Annotated in this window: 17 protein-coding genes; 10 read left to right on the forward strand and 7 right to left on the reverse strand. The window is 37.0% G+C overall.

The genetic code is table 11. The features are described from left to right. The first annotated feature begins 115 nt into the window (after positions 1-115). The 4 genes from ACTJKN_RS18785 (at position 116) to ACTJKN_RS18800 (ending at position 3,676) form a co-directional block, all read left to right on the forward strand. On the forward strand, positions 116-1,105 hold the full coding sequence (locus ACTJKN_RS18785) for an aspartate-semialdehyde dehydrogenase (RefSeq protein WP_190326416.1): 990 nt from the start codon (positions 116-118) through the stop codon (positions 1,103-1,105). A 67-nt stretch (positions 1,106-1,172) separates the two neighbouring features. Continuing rightward, entirely contained in the window at positions 1,173-1,775 is a 603-nt protein-coding gene (locus ACTJKN_RS18790) for a CDP-alcohol phosphatidyltransferase family protein (RefSeq protein ID WP_440827273.1), read from the forward strand. A 113-nt stretch (positions 1,776-1,888) separates the two neighbouring features. Continuing rightward, the gene (dacB, locus tag ACTJKN_RS18795; protein WP_440827274.1) at positions 1,889-3,298 is read left to right on the forward strand and encodes a D-alanyl-D-alanine carboxypeptidase/D-alanyl-D-alanine endopeptidase; all 1,410 of its coding nucleotides are present in this window, start codon (positions 1,889-1,891) and stop codon (positions 3,296-3,298) included. An 18-nt stretch (positions 3,299-3,316) separates the two neighbouring features. Further along, complete coding sequence (locus tag ACTJKN_RS18800) at positions 3,317-3,676, forward strand: hypothetical protein (protein WP_440827275.1); 360 nt, start codon at positions 3,317-3,319, stop codon at positions 3,674-3,676. 13 nt (positions 3,677-3,689) lie between these two features. Here ACTJKN_RS18800 and ACTJKN_RS18805 read toward each other — a convergent pair whose 3' ends face one another. Both ACTJKN_RS18805 and ACTJKN_RS18810 read right to left on the reverse strand, forming a co-directional pair. Continuing rightward, on the reverse strand, positions 3,690-4,817 hold the full coding sequence (locus ACTJKN_RS18805; RefSeq protein WP_440827276.1) for a hypothetical protein: 1,128 nt from the start codon (positions 4,815-4,817) through the stop codon (positions 3,690-3,692). Next, complete coding sequence (locus tag ACTJKN_RS18810; RefSeq protein ID WP_440827277.1) at positions 4,817-5,449, reverse strand: ABC transporter ATP-binding protein; 633 nt, start codon at positions 5,447-5,449, stop codon at positions 4,817-4,819. Before ACTJKN_RS18810 ends, ACTJKN_RS18805 begins: the two co-directional genes overlap by 1 nt. A 74-nt stretch (positions 5,450-5,523) precedes the next feature. Here ACTJKN_RS18810 and ACTJKN_RS18815 point away from each other — a divergent pair, with 74 nt between their 5' ends. From ACTJKN_RS18815 to ACTJKN_RS18835, 5 genes are all read left to right on the forward strand, one after another. Then, positions 5,524-6,045, forward strand: a complete 522-nt coding sequence (locus ACTJKN_RS18815; RefSeq protein ID WP_440827278.1) for a GNAT family N-acetyltransferase — start codon at positions 5,524-5,526, stop codon at positions 6,043-6,045. A 61-nt stretch (positions 6,046-6,106) separates the two neighbouring features. Continuing rightward, positions 6,107-6,955 (forward strand): DUF2911 domain-containing protein, encoded by an 849-nt coding sequence (locus ACTJKN_RS18820; protein WP_440827279.1) that lies wholly within the window; start codon positions 6,107-6,109, stop codon positions 6,953-6,955. A 296-nt stretch (positions 6,956-7,251) separates the two neighbouring features. After that, the gene (eno, locus tag ACTJKN_RS18825; protein WP_440827280.1) at positions 7,252-8,547 is read left to right on the forward strand and encodes a phosphopyruvate hydratase; all 1,296 of its coding nucleotides are present in this window, start codon (positions 7,252-7,254) and stop codon (positions 8,545-8,547) included. Between the two features lie 201 nt (positions 8,548-8,748). Further along, positions 8,749-9,048: an FtsB family cell division protein gene (locus ACTJKN_RS18830; protein ID WP_025145767.1), complete on the forward strand. Its 300-nt coding sequence runs from the start codon at positions 8,749-8,751 to the stop codon at positions 9,046-9,048. Between the two features lie 107 nt (positions 9,049-9,155). After that, positions 9,156-9,770, forward strand: a complete 615-nt coding sequence (locus ACTJKN_RS18835) for a trimeric intracellular cation channel family protein (RefSeq protein ID WP_440827281.1) — start codon at positions 9,156-9,158, stop codon at positions 9,768-9,770. A 339-nt stretch (positions 9,771-10,109) separates the two neighbouring features. Here ACTJKN_RS18835 and ACTJKN_RS18840 read toward each other — a convergent pair whose 3' ends face one another. Beyond that, positions 10,110-10,658: an REP-associated tyrosine transposase gene (locus ACTJKN_RS18840; RefSeq protein WP_440827282.1), complete on the reverse strand. Its 549-nt coding sequence runs from the start codon at positions 10,656-10,658 to the stop codon at positions 10,110-10,112. 130 nt (positions 10,659-10,788) lie between these two features. Beyond that, complete coding sequence (locus ACTJKN_RS18845; protein ID WP_440827283.1) at positions 10,789-12,873, reverse strand: hypothetical protein; 2,085 nt, start codon at positions 12,871-12,873, stop codon at positions 10,789-10,791. 233 nt (positions 12,874-13,106) lie between these two features. Between ACTJKN_RS18845 and ACTJKN_RS18850 the strand changes: the two genes are divergently transcribed. Continuing rightward, the gene (locus tag ACTJKN_RS18850) at positions 13,107-13,814 is read left to right on the forward strand and encodes a L,D-transpeptidase family protein (protein ID WP_440827284.1); all 708 of its coding nucleotides are present in this window, start codon (positions 13,107-13,109) and stop codon (positions 13,812-13,814) included. Positions 13,815-13,909: 95 nt separating this feature from the next. Here ACTJKN_RS18850 and fabG read toward each other — a convergent pair whose 3' ends face one another. The 3 genes from fabG to ACTJKN_RS18865 form a co-directional block, all read right to left on the reverse strand. Beyond that, positions 13,910-14,653 carry a 3-oxoacyl-[acyl-carrier-protein] reductase gene (gene fabG, locus ACTJKN_RS18855; protein WP_057933957.1) on the reverse strand — a complete coding sequence of 248 codons (744 nt, stop codon included), beginning with the start codon at positions 14,651-14,653 and terminating at the stop codon, positions 13,910-13,912. Between the two features lie 106 nt (positions 14,654-14,759). After that, the gene (locus ACTJKN_RS18860; protein ID WP_440827285.1) at positions 14,760-15,845 is read right to left on the reverse strand and encodes an agmatine deiminase family protein; all 1,086 of its coding nucleotides are present in this window, start codon (positions 15,843-15,845) and stop codon (positions 14,760-14,762) included. Positions 15,846-15,942: 97 nt separating this feature from the next. Further along, on the reverse strand, positions 15,943-16,818 hold the full coding sequence (locus ACTJKN_RS18865) for a carbon-nitrogen hydrolase (protein WP_440827286.1): 876 nt from the start codon (positions 16,816-16,818) through the stop codon (positions 15,943-15,945). Between the last annotated feature and the right edge of the window lie 242 nt (positions 16,819-17,060).

Raw genomic sequence — 17,060 nt, forward strand, 5'->3', positions numbered from 1 at the left:
GTAAGATTTTAAATATTAAAAGCAAATTTAATTGGTAACAATGGGGATATAAGCTTAATTTTTAGCATATTTGGGCTTATATCAAATGTTTAATAATATATAATTAAAATTTAAAATGAAAGTAGCAGTAGTAGGTGCCACCGGATTGGTAGGCACTGTCATGTTAAAAGTATTGGAGGAAAGAAATTTCCCTTTAACAGAGTTGATTCCCGTAGCATCAGAAAAGAGTGTTGGCAAGGAAATTACTTTTAAGGGTAAGAAGTTCCCAATTGTTAGCATGGATACTGCAATCAGCATGAAACCAGATATTGCTTTGTTTTCAGCAGGTGGAAATACTTCATTGGAGCATGCTCCACGTTTTAAAGAAGCCGGAACAACCGTTATCGATAACTCTTCTGCATGGAGAATGGATCCTGCAATTAAATTAATTGTACCAGAAGTTAACGCACACGAACTTTCTATCGATAACAAAATCATTGCTAACCCGAATTGTTCTACCATTCAAATGGTAGTGGTTTTAAAACCTTTACACGATAAATACAAAATTAAACGTGTAATCGTTTCTACTTACCAATCGGTTACGGGTACAGGCGTTAAAGCCGTTGAGCAGTTAATGAACGAGCGTAAAGGCATTGATGGCCCTAAAGCTTATCCATATGAAATTGATTTAAACGTTCTTCCTCATATTGATGTTTTCACAGATAACGGATATACCAAAGAAGAAATGAAAATGGTTAAGGAAACGAACAAAATCATGAGTGATGATAGCATTAAAGTTACCGCTACTACAGTTCGTATCCCGGTTATGGGCGGCCACTCAGAATCAGTAAATATTGAGTTCGAAAATGATTTCGATTTAGCTGAAGTACGCAGTATTTTAGAAAAAGCACCAGGCGTTATCGTTATTGATGATGTGGCCAACCTAAAATACCCAATGCCAAAAGATGCTCATGAAAAAGATGAAGTTTTTGTAGGCCGTATCCGTAGAGACGAATCGGCGCCTAAAGCTTTAAATCTTTGGATTGTTGCAGATAACTTGCGCAAAGGGGCTGCAACCAATGCCGTTCAGATTGCTGAATATCTAATTCAGAAAGAATTAGTTTAATTAATAACCTCAAGAGAAGTCCCCCGGTGTAAAATCGGGGGACTTTTTTTATACCGAGCGCTCCACCATGAAACATATTCCAATCGCTTTAATATATTCCAGGTTACTGATTGGTTTTATCATAATTCTATTAAGCTTTTTCCACGTCAATCATTATTCTTTTCTTGCAATCACATTATTATCGATCGGTTTATTAACAGATGTATTTGATGGAATAATAGCCAGAAAACTAAATATCTCTTCTGAAAAATTACGCCGTTTAGACTCTGGCATCGATCAGGTATTTTTTATCTCCGTTGCGGTTGCTACTTATATCCAATGTCCCGATTTTTTCAGAGTCAACCTGGTAAAACTGATTGTCCTTGGTGCTTTCGAAGCTTCAACCTATGCATTAAGCTATATCAAATTCAGAAAAGAAATCGCTACACATTCTATCGGCGCTAAAATCTGGACGTTGACTATATTCGCCACTTTGGTCGAAATTATAGTGCATTGCGAATCGGTTGTATTATTTGAAATTTGCTTTTGGCTCGGATTGGTAACCCGAATAGAAATACTTGCCATCGTTTTCACGCTAAAAAAATGGACCAACGATGTACCAACCATTTATCATGCAGTAAAATTGAGACAGGGGAAGGAAATTAAACGCAATAAACTGTTTAACGGCTAAACTGTACTAAATTAAAAAACATAAATTTAGAGATCATAATCACTAAATTATATATAAATTAGTGATTAGCCTTTTAATTTTATCTTTGTTAATCTTCAACGGATAAAATATCTATGCGAATAAAAATATATTCCCTATTGCTTTTAATTTTTGCTGCAAACATTACAATTGCTCAAAATCGAATTCAAAACCTCGAAAAGGCCTTCAATAATTTATTAAATGATGAGCAGACAAAACATGCCATTGCTTCACTTTGCGTTTTAGATGCCAATACAGGTAAAACGCTTTATGCCAAAAATGAGCAAATCGGCCTGGCTACAGCTTCAACCTTAAAAACCATAACTGCAGCCACGGCATTCAGTATTTTAGGAAAGGATTTTCAGTTCCAAACCACATTGGCCTATACCGGAACAATTACTGCAGATGGAATATTAAAAGGAAACATAATCATTATTGGCAGTGGTGATCCGACTTTGGGCTCCTGGCGATATCAAAACAAAGAGAATGCTGTTTTAACACAATGGGTTGCTGCGATAAAATCTGCAGGGATCAAAAAAATTGAAGGCACAATAATTGGCGATGATCGCATTTTTGGCACACAAACAACACCTGAGGGTTGGGTTTGGCAGGATATTGGCAATTACTATGGTGCCGGGACTTCTGGCTTAGCCTGGCGTGAAAATCAATTTGATATTCATTTGAAGCCTGGAAGTAGTACAGCAGATGAAGTTAAGGCAGTAAAAACAGTTCCTGCAACACCTTATGTGCAGATCATAAATGAACTAAAAACCGGAAGTCCGGGTTCTGGTGATAGAAGTTATGCTTTTCTTCCACCTTACAGTAATGTTGCTTACCTCCGTGGAAGCTGGGGAATAGGCATTGCCAAAACAGGCATTTCTGTAGCCCTCCCCGACCCTGCTTTTGATTGCGCTTACCGTTTACAGGATACATTGAAAAGATTGGGTATTTCGACAGGTCAGCAAGCCACAACGGCAAGATTAATGACCTTGAACAATCAGGTCATCCCTTCGGTTACACAGAAAATAAGCACCATCAGTTCGCCTAACTTAAGTGAGATCACCTATTGGTTTTTAAAGAAAAGTATTAATTTATATGGCGAATCACTTTTAAAAACCATTGCGATAAAATCAGGTAAGGCAGGTACAACAAGTAAAGGAGCAGAAACCGAAATCAATTTCTGGGCCGATAAAGGCATTGATAGAACGGCATTGAATATTATTGATGGTAGTGGACTTTCTCCAGGAGATAGAATAACCACCTCGGCAATGGCGAATATACTTTTCCAGATCCAGAAAGAAAACTGGTTCGAAGATTATTATAAGGCCTTACCCGAGTACAACGGTATGAAAATTAAAAGCGGAACGATAAATGATGTTTCGGCATTTGCAGGCTATCATACTGATGCTGCAGGCAATAAATATGTAATCGTTATTAATATCAATAATTATAGCGGAAGCGGGATTAACAAAAAATTATTTAAGGTATTAGATGAACTCAAATAAAATTAACTGATATAAAATATGACACATTTTATAAAAAACATGCAAACTGTTGATGGATTGATTTCGAATTTATATAAAGATGTTTCTATTGAAGAAATGACTAAAAAAATTACCGGTCTTATGGAACAACAAGGCTATAAAGTTTTTGACCATCAATATGGAAATTTAATTCTAGAGAAAGGGAGCCGAACAAAACGGCTTTTATTAGGCGCATTTGCAACATACTATAAATTCAGTGTAATCATGTCACCAAATGCTGAAAACGAACTTACTGTAAATGTTTTTCAGCAGTCGAGTGGTATGTCTGGAGGTTTAATCGGTATGAATCAGATAAAAACAGAGCTTGCCAGGTTAAACTTTTTGTTTTCGAATATTTAAGGCAGAAATAACATCAACACAAAATACTGTTATTTAAATAATTCCTCCCAAACACTATCCAGGCGACAATAACATTCAACGGAATAAGGATTAACCCGAAGCCAAACATAATAAACACATAAAAAAGGAAAAATAGGCTAAAAACCCATATCAAAAATCCTTTAATCTGTATCGCATTTAACAAAAGCAGGCTTCTAAATAACAGAATCGCAGAAAAGGCAAATGTGATTAACCCAAACGATGTTAAAATACCGAAGTTGGTAAATATCCAACAGATTTCGGGCAGTAATAAAACGAGATAGTTTAAACAATAACTAAAAAATACTTTCTCTTTAGTAAAAGGAAAATTTGGCAAGAAAGACAAGTATTTATTATTAAAAACCTTCTCCTGGTAAATGAGCACCACATGTGCCACAACAATACAGGAGGTAACGAGCATCAATAATCTTGAATCATCTTTAAGATCAGCAAAAACTACCAACACACTCGAAATTAATACCCACGAAAGCAATTTGGTAAGCGCGTAGGCCAGCTTCCATTGATTGAACACCTGAAAACTATATAGCAAAAAAACAGGTTTGTTCCATTTTCTACTAATCCTGATCAACAAACTTGGTTTATTGGCCTCAATTAAACGGTTATTTTCTTTTAGGCAGGTATAAGCACAAGCCATAATCAGAAGCCCCTGAAAAAGCAAAATCCCTATTGAAATAAGGTAGAACCCAAATAATAGTCCAATAATTAATGCATATAGCGTATAACTTAAAACAGGGATAAAAATATATGCCTGTACAGTAAACCAATTTTTAAGCTGTTGTTTTTTGCTAAATGCGGTGAAACTATAGTACAGAAACTCTTGTTGGGGCAAAGCAAGCTGGCCTAAGACATATTTTAAGCTTTTGTAAGCATAAAGCGAGCTTCCTATCAGGTAAAAAGTTAAAATAAGTGGATTACTCACCAAACTAATGGTAAAGAAAAACTGCCAGAAATCAATCTGGTCTGGCCGAACCGTGCCCAGGGTATTGATAAACAAACAATAACTCACTAATATCATAAAGAGGAATACCAATATAGCTGCATGGGTACGATAAAATCCATCAACAAATATTTTCTTTAAGGCAGTGTTTGAAAGCAACGACATTAAAAATTCAGTATAATTTTTTTACCTTGAATATTGATCTGTTTAAGTCCAGGCAGTTTTAATTTGTCTAATGGCTGATGTGAGGACAGTAAAAAACTGATTTTTTCATTTTGGCACTTTTCATTAATCCAGCGATATAATATTTCCAACGATTCTACATCGATCGTATTTAAAGGCTCGTCTAATAAGATCAATTTAGGCTGTCCTAAAAAAGCCAAAACCAACGACAACTTTTTTAACATGCCACTGGAATATGAACCCAACTGATTATGAATGTAAGGCTCCATACCCATTTCAGCAATTAAGGTCTTTTCCTGATCAGAAACAGCTCCCTTGGCTTTAGCGAAAAGATCAACCATTTCAAATCCTGTTAAAAATTCGGGGTACAATGGTTCGGCCTCGGCAAAATTTACAAGTTTTCTATAGGAAACACCATGATCTTTTAAATAAATAGTACTTATTGCAATATCACCTTCGAAAGACAATATTCCTGCAATTGCTTTCAACAGGGTACTTTTCCCCGAGCCGTTACCTCCTTTTATCCAGAAAATGCCTTCGGGAATTTTAATATTATCTATCTTTAAAACAAGATGATTGAAATAAGATTTTTCAAATTGATTGAAGTGTAACATAAAAGCATTTTGTTTCTGACTTTAGTTTTAATGAAAAGTTACAAAGCACATTCATCTTGATAAAATCATACGCAATGCAATTAATTTTACGCCCTTACCAACCAAGTGATGTTGAAAGTTTAGTTAAACATGCCAACAATTTCAATATTTCGAAATATTTAACCAATAAATTTCCTTTTCCTTACGAGAAAAAAGATGGCGAAGCTTTTATTCAACTCGCACTGAGTCATGATCCCTTACAAATCAAGGCCATTGTGTTAAACGATGAAGTAATTGGATCGATTGGTGTGCATCAATTGGCCGATATTTACAGCAAAAGTGCAGAAATGGGTTATTGGATTGCTGAAGATTATTGGGGTAAAGGCATTGTTCCGTTTGCCATAAAAGAAATGCTTAAATATGGTTTCGACACCTTCGATATTGACAGAATTTTCGCACGGACTACACATACGAACCTGGCCTCGCAGCAGGTTTTAAAGAAATCGGGCTTTATTTTCGAGGCAGCGCTAAAAGATACTATTTTTAAAAATGGCGAATATTTTGATGAATTCATTTTTGGATTTAGGAAACATCAGTTAAACAACGAACAGAATTAAAACATTTTGTTAAACCCGAAGCTTATTGCGTAAATTCGTGCAAACCAAAAACAACAAAACAATGAAATTATCGATCAAATCAGTAGTGCTGTTTGTTGCACTTTTAGGTGCAGCAGATTTCGCAAATGCTCAGGGAGCCAAGTTTCCACAACCGAGCAGCGGACAAACTATTATCCAGGATTTTGGATTAGGCAAAATAACGTTAACCTACTCTCGCCCGAATGTTAAGGGCCGTAAAATTTTTGGCGGTATGGAGCCAATGGGCGTAGTTTGGCGTAACGGGGCAAATGCAGCCACGCGTATTAAATTTACTGATGCCGTTAAAATTGAAGGCAAAGATCTGCCTGCGGGCGAATATGGCCTGTTCAGCATCCCAGGCAAAAACGAATGGACGATTATTTTTAGTAAAACGCCCGATCAATGGGGTGCTTACGAATATAAGGAAAGTGATGATGTGCTTCGTGTAAAAGTAAAAACAACAGCTTTAAAAGATAAAGTAGAAACCCTTAGCATGCAGTTTTCGGCTGTTAGCGAAACTTCTGCGCAGTTAAATATGATGTGGGAGAATAGTGCGTATTCAATCAATATTACAACTTCTATTGATGAGAAAGTAATGGCAAATATTGCAGAAGCGATGAAGGACGAAAAGAAACCTTACTTTAATTCGGCATTGTATTATTATCAAAATGGAAAAGATTTAAAAACAGCTTTAGAATGGATGACGGAAGCAGAAAAATCAGATCCTAAAGCACCCTGGTTTAAACTATGGAAAGGCCGTATCCAACTAAAAATGGGCGATAAAGCGGGAGCATCAGCTACTGCACAACAAGGCATAGATGCTGCAAAGGCACAAAAGGTTGATGAATATGTACGTCTCAATTCTGAACTTTTGGCTGAGGCTAAAAAATAACCATTTCGACCGCAGTGTTCCAAAGAAACTCCTTCGGAGGAGAAACCTATCGGCATGATACTGTAGGTTGATCTCTCCATTTCGCTGCACTTCAGTCAAGATGACGACATTCATCCGGCATTACAGATAGCTAATATTAAATTAAAATTAACCGCTGGTTAACTTGAACAACTATAGTAACATTAACCCTTAAAACGCTTTATTTATTTAAAAATAATACTAACTTTGATGTTGCGCTTAGTAATTGTACTTTATACACTAAGCAGGTTAAAAAATCAATAAAAAATCAAATAAAAATGAGCATAATCGTTAATGTCCATGCCAGACAAATTCTCGATTCGAGAGGCAATCCAACAGTAGAAGTAGAAGTTGTAACAGAAGCAGGTGCTTTTGGCCGTGCAGCTGTACCAAGCGGTGCATCTACTGGACAATATGAGGCTGTTGAATTACGTGATGGAGATAAATCTACATATTTAGGTAAAGGTGTTTTAAAAGCTGTAGAAAATGTAAATACTAAAATTGCTGATGCATTAAGAGGTACTGATGTTTTTGAGCAAAATACAATTGATAAAATCATGTTAGACCTAGATGGTACCGAAAACAAAGGTAACTTAGGTGCTAACGCAATTTTAGGTGTTTCTTTGGCTGCTGCTAAAGCTGCTGCAGATGAAATCGGTCAGCCATTATACCGTTACATTGGTGGTGTTAACGCAAACACTTTACCAATTCCGATGATGAACATCATTAACGGTGGTTCTCACTCTGATGCACCTATCGCTTTCCAGGAATTTATGATTATGCCTGTTGGCGCACCTTCTTTCTCTGAGGCTTTACGTTGGGGAACTGAAGTTTTCCATAGCTTGAAAAAAATTCTTCACGATAGAGGTTTATCTACTGCAGTAGGCGACGAAGGTGGTTTTGCACCAACTTTTGATGGTACTGAAGATGCAATTGAAACGGTATTAAAAGCAATTGAAACTGCTGGTTACAAACCAGGTTCTCAAATCTGTTTAGCTTTAGATTGTGCTTCATCTGAGTTTTACAAAGATGGTAAATATGATTATACCAAATTTGAAGGCGCTACCGGGGTAATTCGTTCTAGCGAAGAGCAGGCACAATATTTAGCTGATCTTTCTGCAAAATATCCAATTATCTCTATTGAAGATGGTATGGATGAAAACGACTGGAATGGCTGGAAAAGCTTAACCGATAAAATTGGTGACCATGTTCAATTGGTTGGTGATGATTTATTTGTAACTAATGTTACGCGTTTACAACGTGGTATTGATGAGGCTACTGCTAACTCAATCCTGGTAAAAGTAAACCAGATCGGTTCTTTAACTGAAACCATTAATGCGGTAACATTAGCTCAAAACAGTGGCTATACTTCGGTAATGAGTCACCGTTCTGGCGAAACTGAAGATGTTACGATTGCTGATTTAGCTGTTGCATTAAACTGCGGACAGATTAAAACTGGTTCTGCATCACGTTCAGACAGAATTGCTAAATACAATCAATTATTACGTATTGAAGAAGAATTAGGTGAAAACGCTCGTTTCATCGGTTCAAAATTTAAATACGCTAAGAAATAACCCCTAAATCCCCTGAAGGGGACTTCTTGTTCTCTCCTTTAGGAGAGATGCCAAAGGCAGAGAGGTGTTAACAAGTTGAAAAACTTATTTGCAGAACATCCGGAGATTTTAAATCTTCGGATGTTTTTATTTTAATCCTATATTTGTTTGTCGGATTCGGGTTTTCTCAAATCTTACATCTAAAATCTCATATCAAAATATATGAAACGTTTAATAGATCTTTTCCGCAATAAATATTTCCTTGCTACTGTCGCTTTTGCGATGTGGATGCTATTTTTCGACAAAAACGACATGATGTCGCAGTATGAGTACCGCAGTCAGGCCAATAAACTGCAGGAAGAAAAAGAATATTTCGAGAAAGAAACCGCACAGGTTAAAAAAGATTTAAACGAACTGAACACCAATCTGAATACGGCTGAAAAATTTGCCCGCGAAAAATATTTCATGAAAAAAGACAATGAAGATGTTTTCGTAATTATTCAAGAAGAGAAGAAGGATTAGTTTTCAGCTGGCAGTATTCAGTTAACAGGTTGAAGTTAGCAATTTCAACAATAGAACAATCCATTTCCAGTTAACCGATTAACCAATTCAAACAGTTAACCTATTTAATGCTTCACATTCTCTACATTATCGCCATAACCGCTGAAGCCATGACTGCTGCACTTTCTGCAGGCAGACGTGATATGGATTGGGTTGGGGTTTGTATTATTGCCTGGGTTACGGCATTAGGCGGTGGAACAGTTAGAAATGTATTATTTGGCCATTATCCAATGAGCTGGGTAGAACATCCTGAATATTTGGTAATTACTGCAGTAGCAGCCTTACTTGCAGCTTTTATTGCCTCGATTATGACTAAACTCAAAAAGCTATTTCTTTACCTTGATGCTTTAGGTTTGGTGGTTTTCACGATTATCGGCTGTCAGGTTGCACAAGAAATCCATTTACCTTATCTAATTGTACTTTTTAGCGGAATGATTACGGGTTGTGCCGGTGGGGTACTTCGTGATGTACTCTGCAATGAAGTTCCATTTCTTTTTAGAAAAGAGATTTATGCCAGCGCAGCGATAGTTACCGGCGCGGTTTATATCGGCGTAGAGCATTTTCATGGAAGTGAGATGCTGGCTACCATTACAGCCGCTGTTATTGGATTAGCCCTAAGATTACTTTCTATCCGCTTCGAATGGCATATGCCCAAGTTTGTTTACAGGGATGAATGGCACTAGGTGCATTTTCAGTTTAAAGTTTTCTTTTTCGTGGTGTCAGATGTTACCATCTGACACTTTCAAAACTATTCAAAAAGAGAGTTTAATCTCACTTTATATATTCACTCCACAGTCAGATGGTAACATCTGACTGCACAGCCACCAACTAAGACTATCACTCAAAAACATCTCTATAATCAGTGATTTTGATAGTATCCTCTGAATTCTCCATTTCTGTGGTGTCAAGTGTTACCACCTGACTCTTTCAAATTATTTGAACACCATCCATTATTCTCCAATTTAAGGATTATTTATCAGTCAGATGGTAACATCTGACTACACATCTATCAATGGATACAATCAATCAAAAATATTTCTATAATCAATTATTTTAACAACATTATCCGGAGTACCTAAGTAAAAAGTAGCACTGCTATACTTATAATTTTCAGGATACTCGCTCAAATTCCAATGAGATTGCAACGGGTTCTGATGAATATATTCCAATTTAATTTCAAGAAGCTCTTTGTTACCAATCCAGACATCATCAAACCTATCCTCCCAAACTTTAAAGACCTGCTTACCATTCCCAATCCTTATTAAATTTAGCATTGAATTCTTGCTAGATTCTAGACATTTTCGAATCTCAAAAGCGCAAAACTTTTTCAAATCGCGCATACTATCCGATAATTTATTTTCATCGTTGAAATAGAATAAGACATGAAAGTGATTAGGCATGATTACATAACCAAGAATTGAAATTTTATATTTAGCAGCGACGAAATTTAAACTATTGGCAATTACTAATTTGCAAGCTTCAGTTTGGAGAAGTTTTAAATGTTTATAACAACTGGTAGTCACGAAAAAACATTTTTTCTCCAGAAATAAACTTCTGTTTCTTAATCCCATATAATCTTTTTCGTGGTGTCAGGTGTTACCACCTGACATTTTCAAATTAATTGAATACTGTGGTTTACTCAATTTCAAAACAATCTATCAGTCAGATGGTAACATCTGACTGCACAAAGAACCGCTAAACTTAAAGTTCCCCATTTCTTTTTCTTAAAAACCACTCTACTCCCAGCAAAATTAAAATTAAGCCGAACAGCCATTTCATGCTAATCAATTCATCGTATTTGCGGTCTTCGTAACTGATGGTATTAATATTTTCGTTTTTAGCAATCTCATCAGCTATTTTGAGCAGGTTTTCGGGCATAAACAGCTTGCCATTACTTTGTTTAGATATGGTATTTAAAAGCTGGTGATTGGCTGTTGTTTGCTGAAATTCTGCAATCAACGCATTTACATAGAAACTACCTGTAGCCGTGAATTTCTTTCTACCCAACTCGGTATTGGCGAGATAAGAATAATTCCCAGCAGGCATGGTTCCCGCATCTAGCTGATAAGCATTTTCGGTTTTAGAAAAAATATAGTTAAACACTTTGCCCGCTTCATTTTTAACCTGAAGATTAACTTCCGACTCATTTACAGGTTGATAGCTATCGTTATAAAGGGTGCCGTTAAACTGGATGGTTTCATTTTCATCGTAGGCAGACTTTGAAGTAAACACCTTAAACCTTCTCTTATCATCTTTAACAGAGAGGTATTGAACCGTTTTAGAAATCAGATCGTTTAAAACCAGTTGATTGCTTTCGTTTTCAGCTTCTGAAAGTTTCCATCTCCAAAGCCCTTCTCCCATCAAATAGCCTGTCTTTAAGCCATTTTCATTCGCGAAGAACAATAATGGTTGCTGTGTGCTTACTTTGCCTATACGTTGATTAAAAACAGGTGTTGCGCCTGCATTTACAGTTAACCTCCCAAACGGACTTAACAAAGGATCGAAAGATGAAAACTGTTTTTTATCTTCTTCAGTAAGGTTGAAACTCGTAAAACCATTGTCAAAATCGGCATACACTTCCTGAATGGAACCATTTGCAGAACCCAGGTTGACCTGATTTTGCATTTGATTAAAAGCATTTGTATTGCTCTGTGCGCCCAAAATGTACCAGATTGGCTTCTTTAATCCAGTTAACTTCTTTAAAAACGCTGACGAAATATTCTGCAAATCAGGTAATTGATACAATACGATTAAATCGAATTTAGAGGGATCTGTTGTATTTAAATCATCAGCAAGTGCAAGTTTAGCTTCGTAGTGTTTATTGAGCGAAATTGCCTCTTTTAACACGCCCAAATCAGGGTGTGGTGCCACCGCTGCAAGTAATACTTTCTGCCTGCCGTCAATAACTTCGACATAAAAAGTTTGAATATTATTCCGGGTAGTAATTTCATTTTTCAGTGCCGCGAGCTGAACGGTATATTTCTGAACACCAATTTTACCCGCATGAATCTTGACAGGGATCGTTTTAACAAAAGAGCCTCCATTAACCGATATGTTTTGCTGTTCTACCTTTGCACCATTTTGGCTAACCGTTAAAGAAGTGCTTTCGCCATCACTTTGAAAAGCCTGAACCTGAACTTCGATTGTAAAATCGTCATCCAGGTACACAATGTTATTGTAATTTACGTTCGAAATTAAGATATCGCGCTTTGGGATACTATCGCCCAAGGCAATGGCATAAACCGGTGCATTAATCTGATTTACGCTGTACAGCGGGTTTCCACCGCGATTAAAAATCCCATCGGTGGCTAAAATAATGGCGCCAACATTTCTATTGGTATATTCATCTCTAACTTTCTGAAAAAAAGCCGAGGCATCTGTTAATTTACCCTGATTTTTAAAATCGAAACCATCTGCAACCTGATCACCAAAGTGAAGCGTTTTTACCTCATACTTGTCTGATAGTTTATCTTGTAAAGCTCTAAGATTATTTTCATATAATTTTTGGTCGAAACCTGCTGCCTTAACCTGACCTACGGAAAGAGAATTATCTTGTCCGATAATGATTACGGGTTTATCTAAAGTATAATTTAATGTTTTGATGAGCGGTGCAAATATTAACCACGCAATGGTAGTAACTACGATAATCCGCAGGGTAGTTAAGCCATACTGAAGTTTTTTATCCAAATTTTTGTTGCCACGATACAGCAACCAGGCATACAGCACGCCCAACGCCAGGCAACCGAGAAAAAACAAAATAGATGTACCCGAAAAAAAACTGTTCATACTTTTATAAAGATGGTAATTTTGAGGAAATTTTCAAGATTTTTAACCGCAAAGCACACAAAGAATTTACGCAAAGTATCGCTAAGACGATGTGCATCCTGCAATTATCTAAACTTAGCGCTCTTTGCGTTAAGGTAATAAGGAAATCTCCGCGGCCTTTGCGGTAAAAAATTATAAATTCATTAGCTTTAACCAAATCAAAATTTATGAAATTAATCTGTTTAACGTTTCTAGTGTCTCTAAGCCTTATGGTAAATGCCCAAAATAATTTTAAAGCCACTCAAATTAAATTCGAAAGAGTAGAAAAGGCCTACAATGAAAAATGGGAAACATTGAGAAAATTTGTTCTGGCAGGTGGCTATGGCGATCGATTTTCTATGGTAATCAATGCCTACAAAACAGAAGGAAAACTGGAAGTATGGTTAAAGAACAATTCTGCTAGAACATATTCGTTGTTTAGAACATATGATTTCTGTGCACATTCTGGCACCATTGGCCCAAAAGTGATTGAAGGAGATGGGCAAACACCTGAGGGTTTTTATTACATCAATGTTTTTAACCCAATGAGTAATTTTCACCTATCATTAGGCGTAAATTATCCAAACGCCGTAGATTATGCCCGAACTGGAAAGGGTAGAAAACCCGGAAGCGATATTTACATCCACGGCAATTGCGTTACTGTTGGATGCATTCCATTAACCGACGAAAAAATTAAAGAAGTTTATATTTTAGGGGTTGAGGCCAGAAATTCGGGCCAGGAAAAGATTCCTGTTACCATCTATCCTTTTAAAATGACAGATGGTAATATGAAGAAATATATTACTCAATTCCCTACACAGGCCAGTTTTTGGAAATCGTTGCAGCCAGGATATTTAGCATTTGAGAAAAATAAAAACCAAGCTAACGTAAGTGAGGTAAAAGGAAAATATGTTGTGAAGTAACAAAAGAAGTCAAGTTTTAAAAACTCGACTTCTTAATATTTTTATGGCTTTGGAAAGAAACCCTCTACCCTAAACCTTTTAACCCTCTACCTCTCTTACAGCATCCCGCCGCAAACAGATAAAGTTTGGCCAGTTACGTAAGCACTCATATCTGAGGCTAAGAATACGCAAACATTGGCAATATCTTCAGTTTCTCCGGCACGTTTTAATGGAATATCTTTTTCCCATCCTTCAACAACTTTCGGATCAAGAATATCTGTCATTTCGGTACGGATAAATCCTGGTGCAACAACATTTGCTCGGATATTTCTCGAACCTAATTCTTTAGCGATTGACTTGGTAAAACCGATGATACCAGCTTTGGATGCAGCGTAATTGGCTTGACCGGCATTACCTGTAGTACCCACAATAGAACCCATATTAATAAAAACACCTTTACGGGCTTTCATCATTACTTTAGAAGCTGCCTTGGTTACGTTGAAAATCGATTTTAGATTAATATTGATCACATCATCCCAGTTTTCTTCGCTCATACGCATCAATAAACCATCTTTGGTAATACCTGCATTGTTTACCACGATATCAATGGTACCAAATTCAGCTACGATATCGTTGATCAATTGTTCAGCTTCAGCAAATTTAGAAGCATCAGAACGATAACCTTTAACTTTTGTTCCAAAGCTTTGCAATTCTTGTTCTAAAGCTTCGCCTTTTTCTACTGATGATAAATACGTAAAAGCTACATTAGCGCCCTGCTCGGCAAATTTTTCAGCTATTTTACGACCGATTCCTTTAGATGCGCCTGTAATTAATGCTGTTTTTCCTTCTAATAATTTCATAACCCCTAAATCCCCTAAAGGGGACTTTTATATAATGTATAAAAAATTTAATTTTGGTAAAGTTAATATTAATTGTGAATTGTTTAACACAATAGGTGTTCCCCCTTCAGGGGGTTAGGGGGGTGGGTTCCTGCTGGCTCAGACAATGAAAACTTCCCAATCCCCAAATAATATCAACCGAATTGATGCCGATCACTTTGCGATCAGGGAAACAGCCTTTAATAATTTCGAGTGCTTTTTCATCGTTTACGTCATCAAAAATTGGCACAATTACCGCGGCATTAGCAATGTAAAAATTTGCATAAGATGCAGGTAAACGGGTATCTTCATGAATAACCGGCGATGGCATAGGCAACTGAACAATATTCAATGATCTGCCATCTTTCAGCTTCATGGCTTTTAAGGCCTCTAGATTCTCTTGTAATAAGATATAGTTTTCATCCAGCGGATTGCTTTCTATAACAGTCAAAACCGTATCCTCGTTTACAAAACGCGTAATATCATCAATGTGGCCGTCTGTATCGTCGCCAACAATTCCATCCCCTAACCATAATACCTGATCTTGACCATAATATTCTAGCAAATATTTTTCAATCTGCTCTTTGCTTAAATGCGGATTACGGTTTTCGTTCAATAAACAAGCAGTGGTGGTTAAAACCGTTCCAGCGCCATTAAATTCTACTGAACCTCCTTCCATCACAATATCTGGTGTAAACAAAGGCAAATCGAAATGTTTGGCAATTTTTGTCGGAACCACATCATCAAGGTCAAACGGTGGGTATTTTCCACCCCAGGCATTATAACCCCAATCTACGACCGCTTTCTCATTTCCTTTCAGCAAAAACGCAGGACCGTGATCGCGGCACCAGGCATCGTTGGTTTCATTAAAATAAAATTCGATCTGACTTAAGTCGGCATCTACTTTTGTTAATTCAGAAACAGCAAAGGCCTTCATTTCTTCATCTTTCACATTGATGCGTACTTTTTCCCCTTCGGCAACAGCTTTGATAAACTGGGAATATGGTTCGTAAATGGTTTCGATTTTCCCAGGCCAGCTCTCCTCTTTATGCGGCCAGCTTAACCAGGTTGCCTCATGTTTAGCCCACTCGGCAGGGAAAGTATAACCTTGCTTCTTCGGTGAATAATCGAACTGATTGATATTTAAATCTTTTCTTGGAGGAAAGTTTGACATCTAATTTTAATTTATAAAATGAATGGTCCGTGAGGACACGAACCATGGATTTTTATTATGGGTTTTCGCTTTAAGCTTTGGTCTTTAACCTTACTGCTTAATCCCCGTCAATATACCTTTTTGTAATCGGCTGATAAGAATCAATTCTTCTGTCTCTTAAAAAAGGCCAGTGTTTACGGAAGAAATCAGATTCTGATAAATCCAGTTCAACTACCGCGGTTTCTTCCTGATCGTGAGAACCTAAATAAAGCATTTTGCCTTGTGCGTTTGTGGCGAAACTTCCACCCCAGAATTTCATGGCGCCATCTTGCTCAAAGCCTACGCGGTTTACACTCACTACAGGCACACCGTTTGCAACCGCATGTGAACGTTGGATGGTTTGCCAGGCATTGTATTGATCTTGGTTGGTTTCTTCGTCCTGATCGGTAGCCCAGCCAATTGCAGTTGGATAAAACATGATATCTGCACCCATTAACGCTGTAATACGTGAAGCTTCGGGATACCATTGATCCCAACAGATCAGAATACCAATTTTAGCAAACTTGGTTTGAAAAACCTTGTAGCCTAAGTCGCCAGGGGTGAAATAAAACTTTTCATAGTAAGCCGGATCATCAGGAATATGCATTTTACGGTATTTACCTAAATATGAACCATCAGCATCTAAAACTGCAGTTGTATTGTGGTATAAACCTTCAGCACGTTTTTCAAACAAAGAAGCGATAATTACCACACCCAATTCTTTAGCTACCACTTGCAAAGCATCAGTAGATGGTCCTGGGATAGCTTCAGCTAAATCGAAATTGTCGTAATCTTCAACATCGCAGAAATACAAAGAAGTAAAAAGCTCTTGCAAACACACAATTTGTGCACCTTTTGCAGCTGCTTCCCTTACTTTAGCAATCGCTTTATCTAAATTCTCTTGTTTATCTTTAGTACAACTCATTTGCACTAAGCCAACTTTTACTTTCTTCATGTTTCTAAATTATTGGATGCAAGAATGATGGAATGAATGAATTATTAAGCCATTCAATCATTCAAAATTCTATCATTCTAAATCTGGCTGCAAAGTTACTATTTTGTTTAAAAGTAGAACGGCATAATAATGTAATTGTTTTTCTGTTTTTCGGAAAAGCAAAGGCAGCATTTCAAACGGCTGTCAGTCGGGCTCATCCATTATAGCTCCGATGAAACCTGTGAAACAAGCAAGCATGCCAT

The sequence above is a fragment of the Pedobacter sp. 22163 genome (assembly GCF_052045595.1).
Lineage (GTDB): Bacteria > Bacteroidota > Bacteroidia > Sphingobacteriales > Sphingobacteriaceae > Pedobacter.